We start from the raw sequence: 12,725 nt of genomic DNA on the forward strand, positions 1-12,725 counted from the left end.
AGCGGCCACGCGGCGGAGCCGCACATGGATAACGTGCTATGCCCCTGTCGTCCATCCGAATCCGAGGAAGTTGGTCCAGCCGTGGTTTTGGGGTTCTCGATCGCCCTGATCGTCTTCAGCCTGCTGCTGATGCTGCTGGTGCTGATGCACAAGGGGAAGGGCGGCGGTCTCTCCGACATGTTCGGTGGCGGCATGGCGTCGTCCGTCGGCGGCTCTTCGGTCGCCGAGCGCAACCTGGACCGCATCACCGTGGTGCTCGGTGTGCTCTGGTTCGCCTGCATCGTGGTGCTCGGCCTGCTGATGAAGACGAGCTGACCGCACGTTCCGTCGCACATTCCGTACGTAAGGCCCCATGTTCGGTACGCGCAGCTGAGCGCGGCCTATCATGGGGCTTGCGTCTAGGTGTAGGGGCTGTAACTCCAACCACTGGACGCGCGTTGGGCCTTACGTAGACTGAGGCGCTCGCAACGGAGCGAAAACGCCGACTCGCTTCGCGGCACCATCACGCAGGGAGTTACGACCGTGGCAAGTGGCAACGCGATCCGTGGAAGCCGGGTCGGGGCGGGGCCGATGGGCGAGGCCGAGCGTGGCGAGTCCGCGCCCCGGCTGCGCATCTCCTTCTGGTGCTCGAACGGGCACGAGACGCAGCCCAGCTTCGCCAGCGACGCGCAGGTTCCCGACACCTGGGACTGCCCGCGCTGCGGCTTCCCGGCCGGACAGGACCGGGACAACCCGCCGGACCCGCCGCGCACCGAGCCCTACAAGACGCACCTCGCGTATGTACGGGAGCGGCGCAGCGACGCGGACGGCGAGGCGATCCTCGCCGAGGCGCTCGCCAAACTGCGGGGAGAAATCTAGGAGTTGAACCGGCCGGACGCCCACAAGGTGTCTGGCCGGAGCTGTTTCGCGGCCCGGTGGCCGACCCGCCCCCGGACCGATTGTCAGTGGTGCCCTCTACGGTTTGTGAAGTGACGAATCGTGAGGGGGAGCGGTGACGACGGTCGAGGTGACGGGCAGTCATGTGCCCGCGTGGCGCGGGGGGTTCGGGCGGCTGTGGAGTGCCGCGGTGATCTCGCGGTTCGGGGACGCGCTGCGCGGTGCGGCACTGCCGCTGCTCGCTGTCTCGCTGACGGACCGCCCCCTCCTCATCGCCTCCGTGACCGCGTGCGGCTATCTGCCCTGGATCGTCTTCGGACTGCTCGGCGGCGCGGTCGCGGACCGGGTGGACCAGCGGCGCGCGATGTGGACGGTGGACGCGGTCCGCGGACTGCTCGTCGCCGCCTTCGCCGTGGCCGTCGCCCTCGGCCATGCCTCGATCCTGCTGCTCATCGCGCTGGCCTTCGTGCTGACCACGCTCCAGACCCTCTTCGACAACGCCTCCACGGCCCTGCTGCCGGCCCTGGTGGACCGGGCGGCCCTCGGCAGCGCCAACGCCCGGCTGATGACCGGGCAGAAGATCGCCGGCGGCCTGATGGGAACGCCCGTGGTGCCCCTGCTGATCGCCGCGGGAGCGGCGGTTCCCTTCGTGGCCGACGCCGGGACCTTCCTCCTCGCCGCCGCACTGGTCGCCTCGCCGCGCACCGCCGCGCCCGACCGCGGGCCGGGACCGGTGGGCAGCACGCTGCGCGGTGAGATCGCGGACGGACTGCGCACCCTGTGGCGCGACCGGCCCTTGCGTGGACTGTGCGCCGCGACCGCCCTGTGCAACATCGGCATGGGCGCCCTGATCGCCACCCTGGTCATCCTGGTGACCGGCTGGCTCGACGAGGGCACCGCCGGATACGCGGCGGCGACCACCGCGTTCACCGTCGGCGGTCTGGCCGGGGGAGTGGTGACCGGACGCATCACCGCTCGTCTCGGCCCGATGCGGAGCGTGCTGCTCGCGGGTCTGGTGCAGACCGGAGCCCTCGTCGTCATGGGCTCCGTGCGCAGCCTGATCGCGGTCGTGGCGGCACTCGCGGTCTTCGGCTCCATGAGCATGCTGTGGAACGTCAACACGACGACCCTGATGCAGTAGCGCACCCCCGCCGACATGCTGGGCCGGGTCAGCTCCGCCTTCCGCACCCTGGCCGCCGCCGGGGCCCCGCTGGGCGCCCTCCTCGGCGGGGCCGTCGCCACCGCCTGGGGGTTGAACACACCCGCCCTGCTCACCGCCGCCTTCTTCGTCCTGTCGGTCATCGCACTGATACCTGCGGTCAAGCCGGACGTACCTGTTGTTGCCCCGCAGGACGACGCGACGACCGCTCATGCCACGGGCTGATCAATTAGGTTGGAACCGGCCCCCAGGTCGGTAGGAAAGAAGGCTGAAGTCGCAATGAACGCAGACGGCCGTACCAGGCTCAACCAGACGCCCGAGTGGACCGCCTTGGCCAAGCACCGTGAGGAGCTCGGCGAGGTGCAGCTGAGGGAGCTGTTCGCCGCCGATCCCGGGCGCGGCACCGGTTACACGCTCAAGGTCGGTGACCTGCACCTCGACTACTCGAAGCACCTCGTCACCGACGAGACCCTGCGGCTGCTGCACGCGCTGGCCGCCGCCACTGGCGTGTTCGGCCTCCGGGACGCGATGTTCCGGGGCGAGAAGATCAACGTCACCGAGGACCGCGCGGTCCTGCACACCGCGCTGCGCGCCCCGCGCGACGCGGTGATCGAGGTCGACGGCGAGAACGTGGTGCCGCAGGTGCACGCCGTGCTCGACAAGATGGCCGGCTTCGCGGACCGCGTCCGCTCCGGCGAGTGGACCGGCCACACCGGCAAGCGCATCAAGAACATCGTCAACATCGGCATCGGCGGCTCGGACTTGGGCCCGGCGATGGCGTACGAGGTGCTGCGCAGCTTCACCGACCGCGATCTCACGGTCCGGTTCGTGTCGAACGTGGACGGCGCCGACCTGCACGAAGCGACCCGGGACCTCGACCCGGCCGAGACGCTGTTCATCATCGCGTCCAAGACGTTCACCACGATCGAGACGATCACCAACGCCACCTCGGCCCGCGACTGGCTGCTCACCGAGCTGAAGGCCGGTCAGGACGCTGTGGCCAAGCACTTCGTGGCGCTGTCGACGAACGCCGGGAAGGTGTCGGACTTCGGCATCGACACGGACAACATGTTCGAGTTCTGGGACTGGGTCGGCGGACGCTACTCCTACGACTCGGCCATCGGTCTTTCCCTGATGATCGCCATCGGCCCGGACCGCTTCCGCGAGATGCTCGACGGCTTCCACCTCGTCGACGAGCACTTCCGCACCGCACCGGCCGAGTCCAACGTGCCTTTGCTCCTTGGCCTGTTGGGCGTCTGGTACGGCAACTTCCATGACGCCCAGTCGCACGCCGTGCTGCCGTACAGCCACTACCTCTCCAAGTTCACCGCGTATCTCCAGCAGTTGGACATGGAGTCGAACGGCAAGTACGTGGACCGGGACGGCCAGGAGGTCGACTGGCAGACCGGGCCGGTGGTGTGGGGTACGCCCGGGACCAATGGGCAGCACGCGTACTACCAACTCATCCACCAGGGCACCAAGTTGATCCCGGCGGACTTCATCGGCTTCGCCGAGCCGGTGGCCGAGCTGAGTGACGGGCTCAAGGCGCAGCACGACCTGCTGATGGCCAACTTCTTCGCGCAGACACAGGCGTTGGCCTTCGGCAAGACGCCGGACGAGGTGCGCGCGGAGGGTGTGCCCGAGGAGCTGGTGCCGCACAAGACGTTCAAGGGCAACCACCCCACGACCACGATCCTGGCCCGCGAGCTGACCCCGTCCGTTCTCGGCCAGTTGATCGCGCTCTACGAGCACAAGGTGTTCGTCCAGGGTGCCGTCTGGAACATCGACTCCTTCGACCAGTGGGGCGTCGAGCTGGGCAAGGTCCTCGCCAAGCGCGTCGAACCCGCCCTCACCGAAGGCGCCGACGTGCCCGGCCTGGACGCGTCGACGACGGCCCTGGTCGCCAAGTACCGCGAGCTGCGCGGGCGTTGAGACACGGAAGAGCCCGTACGACCGAGGTCGTACGGGCTCTTCAGCAGGATGCCGGTGTCGCCGGTGTCAGGCGGAAGCCGGTGGATAGAGCGCGCGCGGCAGCTGTGAGGCCGCCGCCGCGTCCAGCAGCCACAGGGTGCGGGCGCGGCCGTGGGCACCGGCGGCCGGTGCCTGGATCTCGCCCGCGCCCGACAGGGCGATGGCCGCGGCCTCCGCCTTGTCCTCGCCGGCCGCGAGCAACCACACCTCACGGGCGGAGCGGATCGCCGGAAGGGTCAACGTGATCCGGGTCGGCGGAGGCTTGGGCGCGCCGTGCACGCCGACGACCGTGCGCTCGGTCTCCCGTACGGCGGGCAACTCCGGGAAGAGCGACGCCACATGGGTGTCCGGGCCGACGCCCAGCATGAGGACGTCGAAGGTCGGGACGGAACCGTGGTTCTCGGGACCGGCGGACCGGGCGAGTTCCTCGGCGTAGCCTGCGGCCGCCGCTTCCACGTCGTTGCCGTAGAGGCCGTCGGACGCGGGCATGGCGTGCACGCGCTTCGGGTCCAGCGGCACCGCGTCGAGCAGTGCCTCTCGGGCCTGGGTGACATTGCGCTCCGGGTCGCCCTCGGGCAGGAACCGCTCGTCGCCCCACCACAGGTCGAGGCGGCCCCAGTCGACGGCGTCCCGGGCGGGCTGGCCCGCCAGAGCCGACAGCAGACCGTTGCCGTTGCGACCGCCGGTGAGCACGATCGAGGCGTAGCCGCGCGAGGCCTGCGCGTCCACGATCTTCGTGATCAGGCGAGCCGCGGCGGCCTGGGCCATCAGTTCCTTGTCGCGGTGGACGACGAGTTGGGGAGTGCTCACTGCGGATCAGCCTTCTTCACCGGGGGCATCTTCGCCGGGGTGGGCCGGTCGGTGTCGCCCTGGCCAGCCGATGCCGAAGCCGAAGCCGAAACGGAGGCCGACGTCGAACCCGAAGCCGACGCCTGAGCCGATACGGACGTCGTGTCCGTCACCGAGCGCACCGGCAGCGCAGGCACCGGCTGAGCCGCCGCCTCAGCCCGTTCCGCCGCCGACTGGATGCCGCCCAGCCGGTCCACGCCGAACCGCAGCGCGGACGCGTAGGTGTCGTCCGGGTCGAGCCGGCGCAGCTCCTCCGCGAGGAGTTCGGACGTCTCGCGGCGCTTGAGCGCCACCGCGCGGTCCGGCTGGCCGGGAAGTGCCAGAGTGGCCATCGCCCCGTCAGACCGGTGCAGCGTGATGGGGCCGCCGGTCGTCTCCAGGCGCACCTGGGTCAGACCGGGACCGGCGGAGACCGCACGCCGTACGTGCACGTGGAGGCGGTCGGCGAGCCACATCGCGAGCAGTTCGACGCTCGGGTTGGACTCCTCGCCCGCCACCTCGACGGAGACGATCTCCGAGTCGACCTGGTCGAGCGCGGCGGCCAGCATCGAACGCCACGGCGTGATCCGGGCCCAGGCCAGGTCGGTGTCGCCCGGTTCGTAGCTCTCGGCGCGGGACCGCAGCTCGTCGACGGGCTTCTCCGCCGCGTAGCTGTCGGTGACCCGGCGCTGGCTCAGGGCGCCCAGCGGGTCGTTGGCCGGGTCGCGCGGCGCGTCCACCGACCACCAGACCACCACCGGCGCGTCCGGCAGCAGCAGCGGCAGCACCACGGACTGGGCGTGGTCGGAGACCTCGCCGTAGAGCCGCAGGACGACCGTCTCGCCGCTGCCCGCGTCCGTGCCCACCCGGACCTCGGCGTCGAGGCGGGACTGGGTGCGGTCCCGAGGTGAGCGCGAGACGCGCTTGATGACCACGAGTGTGCGCGAGGGGTGCTCGCGCGACGCGTCGTTGGCGGCCTTCAGGGCGTCGTAGGCGTTCTCCTCGTCCGTGACGACGACGAGGGTGAGCACCATGCCGACGGCCGGGGTGCCGATGGCGCGGCGGGCTTTCACCAGCCCTTTGTTGATCTTGCTGGCAGTGGTGTCGGTGAGGTCTATTTTCATGGCCGACGCCAGCTCCGTCCCTCTCGTGCGAGCATTTCGTCCGCCTCGACCGGACCCCAGGTCCCGGACTGGTACTGCGCGGGCTTGCCGTGCTTGTCCCAGTACTGCTCGATCGGGTCGAGGATCTTCCAGGAGAGCTCGACCTCCTCGGTGCGCGGGAAGAGGTTCGAGTCGCCGAGCAGGACGTCGAGGATCAGGCGCTCGTACGCCTCCGGGCTGGACTCCGTGAACGACTCGCCGTAGGCGAAGTCCATGGAGACGTCCCGGATCTCCATCGAGGTGCCGGGCACCTTGGAGCCGAAGCGGACCGTGACGCCCTCGTCGGGCTGGACGCGGAAGACGATGGCGTTCTGGCCCAGCTCCTCCGTCGCCGTCTGGTCGAAGGGGGAGTGCGGGGCGCGCTGGAAGACGACCGCGATCTCGGTGACGCGGCGGCCCAGGCGCTTGCCCGTGCGCAGGTAGAAGGGGACGCCCGCCCAGCGGCGGTTGTCGACCTCGACCTTGATGGCGGCGTAGGTGTCGGTCTTCGACTTGGGGTCGATACCGTCCTCCTGGAGATAGCCGACGGCCTTCTCGCCGCCCTGCCAGCCCTCCGCGTACTGCCCGCGGACCGTGTTCCTGCCCAGGTCCTTCGGCAGCCGTACCGCGCCGAGCACCTTCTCCTTCTCGGCGGCCAGCGCGTCGGCGGAGAAGGAGGACGGCTCCTCCATCGCGGTCAGCGCCATCAGCTGGAGCAGGTGGTTCTGGATGACGTCACGGGCGGCGCCGATGCCGTCGTAGTAGCCGGCCCGGCCGCCGATGCCGATGTCCTCGGCCATGGTGATCTGCACGTGGTCCACGAAGGACCGGTTCCAGATCGGCTCGAACATCGTGTTGGCGAAGCGGAGCGCCAGGATGTTCTGGACTGTCTCCTTGCCGAGGTAGTGGTCGATGCGGAAGACCTGGTCAGCGGCGAAGACCTCGTGCACGACCTTGTTGAGGTCCTCGGCCGACTTGAGGTCGTGGCCGAAGGGCTTCTCGATGACCGCGCGGCGCCAGGAACCCTTCTCCTGGTCGGCGAGTCCGTGCTTCTTCAGCTGCTGGATGACGACCGGGAAGGAGCGCGGCGGCACCGACAGATAGAAGGCGAAGTTGCCGCCCGTGCCCTGCGCCTTGTCCAGTTCCTCGATCGTGTCGCGGAGCCGCTCGAACGCGTCGTCGTCGTCGAAGGTGCCCTGGACGAAGCGCATCCCCTGGACGAGCTGCTGCCAGACCTCCTCACGGAACGGCGTACGGGCGTGCTCCTTGACCGCGTCGTGGACCTCCTGCGCGAAGTCCTCGTGGGCCCACTCGCGCCGGGCGAAGCCGACGAGCGAGAAACCCGGCGGCAGCAGACCCCGGTTGGCGAGGTCGTACACGGCGGGCATCAGCTTTTTGCGTGACAAATCGCCTGTGACGCCGAAGATGACCAGGCCCGACGGCCCCGCGATACGCGGGAGCCGTCGGTCGGCGGGGTCACGCAGCGGGTTGCTGCTCGACAAGGTTTCAGCCCTCCGAGGGGGCGAGGCGCGAGAGCTCCGCCTCGGTCGACTTGAGCAGGTCGGTCCAGGACGCCTCGAACTTCTCGACGCCCTCGTCCTCCAGCAGCTGCACGACCTCGTCGTACGAGATGCCGAGCGCTTCCACGGCGGCGATCTCGGCGCGGGACTGCTCGTACGTGCCGGAGATGGTGTTGCCGGTGATCTGGCCGTGGTCGTCGGCGGCCTCAAGGGTGGCCTCCGGCATGGTGTTCACCGTGTTCGGCGCCACCAGGTCGTCCACGTACAGCGTGTCCTTGTACGCCTTGTCCTTGACGCCGGTCGAGGCCCACAGCGGACGCTGCTTGTTGGCCTGCGCCTTGTCGAGGGCGGCCCAGCGGTCCGAGGAGAAGACTTCCTCGTACGCCTCGTAGGCGAGCCGCGCGTTGGCGAGACCGGCCTTGCCGCGGGCGGCCTTGGCCTCGTCGGTGCCCAACGCGTCGATCCGCTTGTCGATCTCGGTGTCCACGCGGGACACGAAGAAGGACGCCACGGAGTGGATCTTCGAGAGGTCCAGGCCGCGCTCCTTGGCCTTCTCCAGGCCGGAGATGAACGCGTCCATGACCTCGCGGTAGCGGGCCAGCGAGAAGATCAGCGTGACGTTGACGCTGATGCCGAGGCCGATGACCTCGGTGATCGCCGGCAGACCCGCCCGGGTGGCCGGGATCTTGATCAGGGTGTTCGGCCGGTCCACCAGCCAGGCCAGCTGCTTGGCCTCGGCGATGGTCGCCTGGGTGTTGTGCGCCAGCCGCGGGTCGACCTCGATCGACACCCGGCCGTCCTGGCCGCCGCTCGCGTCGAAGACCGGCCGCAGGATGTCGGCGGCGTCACGGACGTCCGCCGTCGTGATCATGCGGACGGCTTCCTCGACGGTGACCTTGCGGGCGGCGAGGTCGGTGAGCTGCTGCTCGTAACCGTCGCCCGACGAGATGGCCTTCTGGAAGATCGACGGGTTGGTGGTGACGCCCACGACGTGCTGCTGGTCGATCAGTTCGGCGAGGTTGCCGGACGTGATCCGCTTGCGCGACAGGTCGTCCAGCCAGATCGCGACGCCTTCCTCGGAGAGGCGCTTGAGTGCGTCTGTCATGGAAAATGCATCTCCTACGTGTCGTTTGTCAGCGTCAGCTCTGGGCGGCGGCGATGGATTCCCGGGCCTTCTCAGCCACGTTCTCGGCAGTGAAGCCGAACTCCTGGAAGAGCACCTTGCCGTCGGCGGAAGCCCCGAAGTGCTCCAGGGAAACGATGCGACCGGCGTCCCCGACGAACCGGTACCAGGTCAGACCGATCCCGGCCTCGACCGCGACCCGCGCCTTGACGGACGGCGGCAGCACGCTGTCCCGGTACCCCTGGTCCTGCGCGTCGAACCACTCCACGCAGGGCATGGACACGACCCGCGTCGGCACCCCGGAGGCCTCCAGCTGCTCGCGCGCCTCGACGGCCACGTGCACCTCGGAACCGGTACCGATGAGGATCACCTCGGGCGTACCCGTGGACGCCTCGAACAGGACGTAACCGCCCTTGGCGGTGTCCTCGTTGGCGTCGTACGTCGGCACACCCTGACGCGTCAGCGCGAAACCGTGCGGGGCACCCTCGCCGTACACCTTGGTGTAGCGGCGCAGGACCTCGCGCCAGGCGATGGCCGTCTCGTTGGCGTCGGCCGGGCGGACCACGTTCAGGCCCGGGATGGCGCGCAGCGAGGCCAGGTGTTCGACCGGCTGGTGGGTGGGGCCGTCCTCGCCGAGACCGACGGAGTCGTGCGTCCACACGTACGTCACCGGCAGGTGCATCAGCGCCGACAGACGCACGGCGTTGCGCATGTAGTCGGAGAAGACGAGGAACGTACCGCCGTAGGCACGCGTGTTGCCGTGCAGCGTGATGCCGTTCAGCTCCGCGCCCATGGAGTGCTCGCGGATGCCGAAGTGGATCGTGCGGCCGTACGGGTTCGCCTCCGGCAGCGGGTTGTCCGCCGGGAGGAACGACGACGTCTTGTCGATCGTCGTGTTGTTCGAGCCCGCGAGGTCGGCCGAGCCGCCCCACAGCTCCGGGATGACCGCGCCGAGCGCCTGGAGCACCTTGCCGGACGCGGCACGGGTGGCGACGGACTTGCCCGTCTCGAAGGCCGGGAGCTTCTCTTCCCAGCCGGCCGGCAGCTCGCCCGCGCGGATGCGGTCGTACTCGGCGGCGCGCTCCGGGTTGTTGGTGCGCCACTCCTGGTACGACGGGTCCCACGCGGCCTTGGCCTCGCGGCCCCGCTCCAGCGCCTGGCGGGTGTGCTTGAGGACGTCGTCGGAGACGTCGAAGGACTTCTCGGGGTCGAAGCCGAGGACCCGCTTGGTGGCGGCGACCTCGTCGGCGCCGAGCGCCGAGCCGTGCGCTGCCTCGGTGTTCTGCGCGTTCGGCGCGGGCCAGGCGATGATCGAGCGCATCGCGATGAACGACGGCTTGTTCGTCACCTTCTTCGCGGCCTCGATGGCGTTGTAGATGGCGTGCGGGTCCAGGTCGCCGTCCGGCTTGGGGGCGACGCGCTGGACGTGCCAGCCGTAGGCCTCGTAGCGCTTGACCGTGTCCTCGGAGACCGCCGTCTCCGTGTCGCCCTCGATGGAGATGTGGTTGTCGTCCCACAGGAGGATGAGGTTGCCGAGCTCCTGGTGACCGGCCATGGAGGACGCCTCCGCGGAGATGCCCTCCTGGAGGCAGCCGTCACCGGCGATGGCGTAGATGAAGTGGTCGAACGGGGACTCGCCCTGCGGAGCGTCCGGGTCGAACAGACCGCGCTCGTAGCGGGCGGCCATCGCCATGCCCACCGCGTTGGCGACACCCTGGCCCAGCGGGCCGGTCGTCGTCTCCACGCCGGTGGTGTGGCCGTACTCGGGGTGACCCGGAGTCTTGGAGCCCCAGGTGCGGAACGCTTCCAGGTCGGCCAGCTCCAGGCCGAACCCGGCCAGGTAGAGCTGCGTGTAGAGGGTCAGGGACGAGTGACCCGCGGACAGGACGAACCGGTCGCGCCCCACCCAGTCGGCGTCGGCGGGGTCGTGGCGCATCACCTTCTGGAAGAGGGTGTACGCGGCCGGGGCCAGGCTCATCGCCGTACCGGGATGGCCGTTACCGACCTTCTGTACGGCATCGGCTGCCAGGACGCGCGCGGTGTCCACCGCGCGCTGGTCCAACTCGGTCCAGTCGAGGTCTGTTGTGGTCGGCTTGGTGCTCACCCTGGGTCAGGGCTCCTCTCCACATGTCACGCATGTCGAATGCCGGTGCACTCGGCGCCCACCGGCCGTTGTCGAGCCTACCCCCGTAAGAACGCGCATTTTTTCGAGTCATTCCAGACTGCCGGGACTCTCACGGATCCGCCTCCCGACTGGGTCGATTCGCATCCGGCAACTGAATACGGAGGTGCTCGTTCGAGTGCTCAACAGAGTGGCGATCAGCTCTTCCGGAGGCACCGTCCAACACGACCCCACCCCCGCGAATGTCCGGGTCTGGGCAACGTCTACAGTGGCGTGGTACGCGTGAGCCTTTACGGGGAGTTCACACCCGAAGGCTTGCTGGGATGTCTCTGTCAGGGGTGTGCGTGACGGCCGTTGAATCCCGTCCAGCGGGGATTGTCGGGGCGAGCCAGAGCCCGAGCCGGCGGCCGATCGGGGCCCGGGTCATGGCGTTCGTGGCGCTGACGAAGCCGCGGATCATCGAGCTGCTGCTGATCACCACCGTTCCGGTGATGTTCCTGGCCCAGCAGGGTGTGCCGGACCTCAAGCTGGTCCTCCTCACCTGCGTCGGCGGCTACCTCTCCGCGGGTGGCGCCAACGCGCTCAACATGTACATCGACCGCGACATCGACGCGCTCATGGACCGCACCTCGCAGCGACCCCTGGTCACCGGCATGGTCAGCCCCCGCGAATGCCTCGCCTTCGGCATCTCGCTCGGCGTGATCTCGACCCTGATGTTCGGCCTGACCGTCAACTGGCTGTCCGCCTGGCTGGCGCTCGGAGCACTCCTCTTCTACGTCGTCGTCTACACGATGATCCTCAAGAGGCGTACCTCGCAGAACATCGTGTGGGGCGGCATCGCCGGCTGCCTCCCGGTGCTCATCGGCTGGTCGGCGGTCAAGGACTCCATGTCCTGGGCCCCGATCATTCTCTTCCTCGTCATGTTCTTCTGGACGCCACCGCACTACTGGCCGCTGTCCATGAAGGTCAAGGACGACTACGCGCGCGTGGGCGTGCCGATGCTCCCGGTCGTCGCCTCCAACAAGGTCGTCGCCCGGCAGATCGTGATCTACAGCTGGGTCATGGTCGCGGTCTCGCTGCTGCTGACGCCCCTCGGTTACACGGGCTGGTTCTACACCCTGGTCGCGCTGCTGGCCGGAGGCTTCTGGCTCTGGGAGGCGCACGGGCTGCAGAACCGCGCCAAGGCCGAGGTGACGGGCGGCAAGCTCAAGGAGATGCGGCTGTTCCACTGGTCGATCACCTATGTGTCGCTCCTGTTCGTGGCGATCGCGGTGGACCCGTTCCTCAGGTAAGGGGCCTGCTGAGGCAGGAGTCACTCCCCCCGCCCGTCGCCGTTCGATCTACCCGTCGGTAGCATCCTGGCCATGGCAGACACGCAGCAGGTTGACGCGAAGGCCGAGCGCCAGGTGGCCCGCCTCGCCAAGCAGATCGGCACCTTCTCCAAGGCACACGGCGGGGCCGAGGGCCAGGTCGCGTACATCGGGGAGCGCGGCGCCCGCATCGTCCTCGTCGGCGAGGACGGCGGCTGGGGCGACCTGGTCGCCACGACGTACGACATCGCCCAGCAGGCGGTCGAGAAGTCCGGGATCACCGTCCACGAGGACTTCGACGGAGAGTTCGCGGCCAAGGTGACGACGGGCCCGTACGAGTGGAAGCGCATGGCGGGCATCCAGGTAGGCGGGTAGCGCCCCAAAGGGGCGCGAGGCCGTATCGATTTGCGGCTCCGCCGCGTGGGCGCGACCAGCCACGACGAACCGCCAGCCGCTGACGAACCCGCACCCCCTCCCCATGGCGCCCCCTCACACGGGGTGCGTACGAGCAACACCTCACACCCGGTTCACCCGTTAGGCCCCGTACAAGCGACGCAGTCACGCCCACGGGGAGTCCGGATGATCGAAACGCCGTCCCTCGTGGACCAGTACTGCCACGGCGTACTGAGAACGGAGCTGGGCCTCGGCACCTTCGAGGCCCAACTCGCCCGCAC

At 69.1% G+C, this 12,725-nt stretch carries 10 protein-coding genes and 1 pseudogene; 6 read left to right on the forward strand and 5 right to left on the reverse strand.

The genetic code is table 11. The features are described 5' to 3' along the window. Positions 1-81: 81 nt before the first annotated feature. The 4 genes and pseudogenes from secG to pgi all read left to right on the forward strand — a co-directional run bounded on the left by secG (position 82) and on the right by pgi (position 3,967). Positions 82-315, forward strand: coding sequence for a preprotein translocase subunit SecG (gene secG, locus AC31A1_RS16215; RefSeq protein ID WP_078652560.1), 234 nt, complete (start codon positions 82-84; stop codon positions 313-315). 207 nt (positions 316-522) lie between these two features. After that, a complete protein-coding gene (locus AC31A1_RS16220; protein ID WP_003957010.1) occupies positions 523-858 on the forward strand; it encodes an RNA polymerase-binding protein RbpA in 336 nt (111 codons plus the stop codon). A gap of 133 nt (positions 859-991) precedes the next feature. Further along, positions 992-2,260 (forward strand): annotated as a pseudogene (locus AC31A1_RS16225) (MFS transporter). Between the two features lie 54 nt (positions 2,261-2,314). Continuing rightward, positions 2,315-3,967: a glucose-6-phosphate isomerase gene (gene pgi / locus AC31A1_RS16230; RefSeq protein WP_489653988.1), complete on the forward strand. Its 1,653-nt coding sequence runs from the start codon at positions 2,315-2,317 to the stop codon at positions 3,965-3,967. A gap of 66 nt (positions 3,968-4,033) precedes the next feature. On the opposite strand, the gene pgl is transcribed toward pgi, so the two are convergent. From pgl to tkt, 5 genes are read right to left on the reverse strand one after another with little or no spacing between them, the layout of a single operon-like run. Next, positions 4,034-4,816, reverse strand: a complete 783-nt coding sequence (gene pgl, locus AC31A1_RS16235; protein ID WP_489653989.1) for a 6-phosphogluconolactonase — start codon at positions 4,814-4,816, stop codon at positions 4,034-4,036. Continuing rightward, on the reverse strand, positions 4,813-5,958 hold the full coding sequence (gene opcA, locus AC31A1_RS16240; RefSeq protein ID WP_489653990.1) for a glucose-6-phosphate dehydrogenase assembly protein OpcA: 1,146 nt from the start codon (positions 5,956-5,958) through the stop codon (positions 4,813-4,815). The genes pgl and opcA overlap by 4 nt, the downstream gene beginning before the upstream one ends. After that, the gene (gene zwf / locus AC31A1_RS16245) at positions 5,955-7,478 is read right to left on the reverse strand and encodes a glucose-6-phosphate dehydrogenase (protein WP_489653991.1); all 1,524 of its coding nucleotides are present in this window, start codon (positions 7,476-7,478) and stop codon (positions 5,955-5,957) included. The genes opcA and zwf overlap by 4 nt, the downstream gene beginning before the upstream one ends. 4 nt (positions 7,479-7,482) lie before the next feature. Beyond that, the gene (tal, locus tag AC31A1_RS16250; RefSeq protein ID WP_489653992.1) at positions 7,483-8,601 is read right to left on the reverse strand and encodes a transaldolase; all 1,119 of its coding nucleotides are present in this window, start codon (positions 8,599-8,601) and stop codon (positions 7,483-7,485) included. A 34-nt stretch (positions 8,602-8,635) separates the two neighbouring features. Further along, complete coding sequence (gene tkt / locus AC31A1_RS16255) at positions 8,636-10,723, reverse strand: transketolase (protein ID WP_489653993.1); 2,088 nt, start codon at positions 10,721-10,723, stop codon at positions 8,636-8,638. A gap of 356 nt (positions 10,724-11,079) precedes the next feature. On the opposite strand from tkt, the gene AC31A1_RS16260 reads away from it, so the two are divergent. Together AC31A1_RS16260 and AC31A1_RS16265 are read left to right on the forward strand one after the other, a co-directional pair. Continuing rightward, positions 11,080-12,033 (forward strand): heme o synthase, encoded by a 954-nt coding sequence (locus tag AC31A1_RS16260; protein ID WP_489653997.1) that lies wholly within the window; start codon positions 11,080-11,082, stop codon positions 12,031-12,033. Between the two features lie 72 nt (positions 12,034-12,105). Then, entirely contained in the window at positions 12,106-12,426 is a 321-nt protein-coding gene (locus tag AC31A1_RS16265) for a hypothetical protein (RefSeq protein WP_489653994.1), read from the forward strand. Positions 12,427-12,725: the final 299 nt, after the last annotated feature.

This window comes from Streptomyces sp. P5F9, from assembly GCF_057961495.1.

Excerpts from the sequence above, each read along its gene's own strand:
- pgi (WP_489653988.1), top strand. The coding sequence starts at position 2,315 with ATGAACGCAGACGGCCGTACCAGGCTCAACCAGACGCCCGAGTGGACC.
- opcA (WP_489653990.1), bottom strand. The coding sequence starts at position 5,958 with ATGAAAATAGACCTCACCGACACCACTGCCAGCAAGATCAACAAAGGG.
- tal (WP_489653992.1), bottom strand. The coding sequence starts at position 8,601 with ATGACAGACGCACTCAAGCGCCTCTCCGAGGAAGGCGTCGCGATCTGG.
- AC31A1_RS16265 (WP_489653994.1), top strand. The coding sequence starts at position 12,106 with ATGGCAGACACGCAGCAGGTTGACGCGAAGGCCGAGCGCCAGGTGGCC.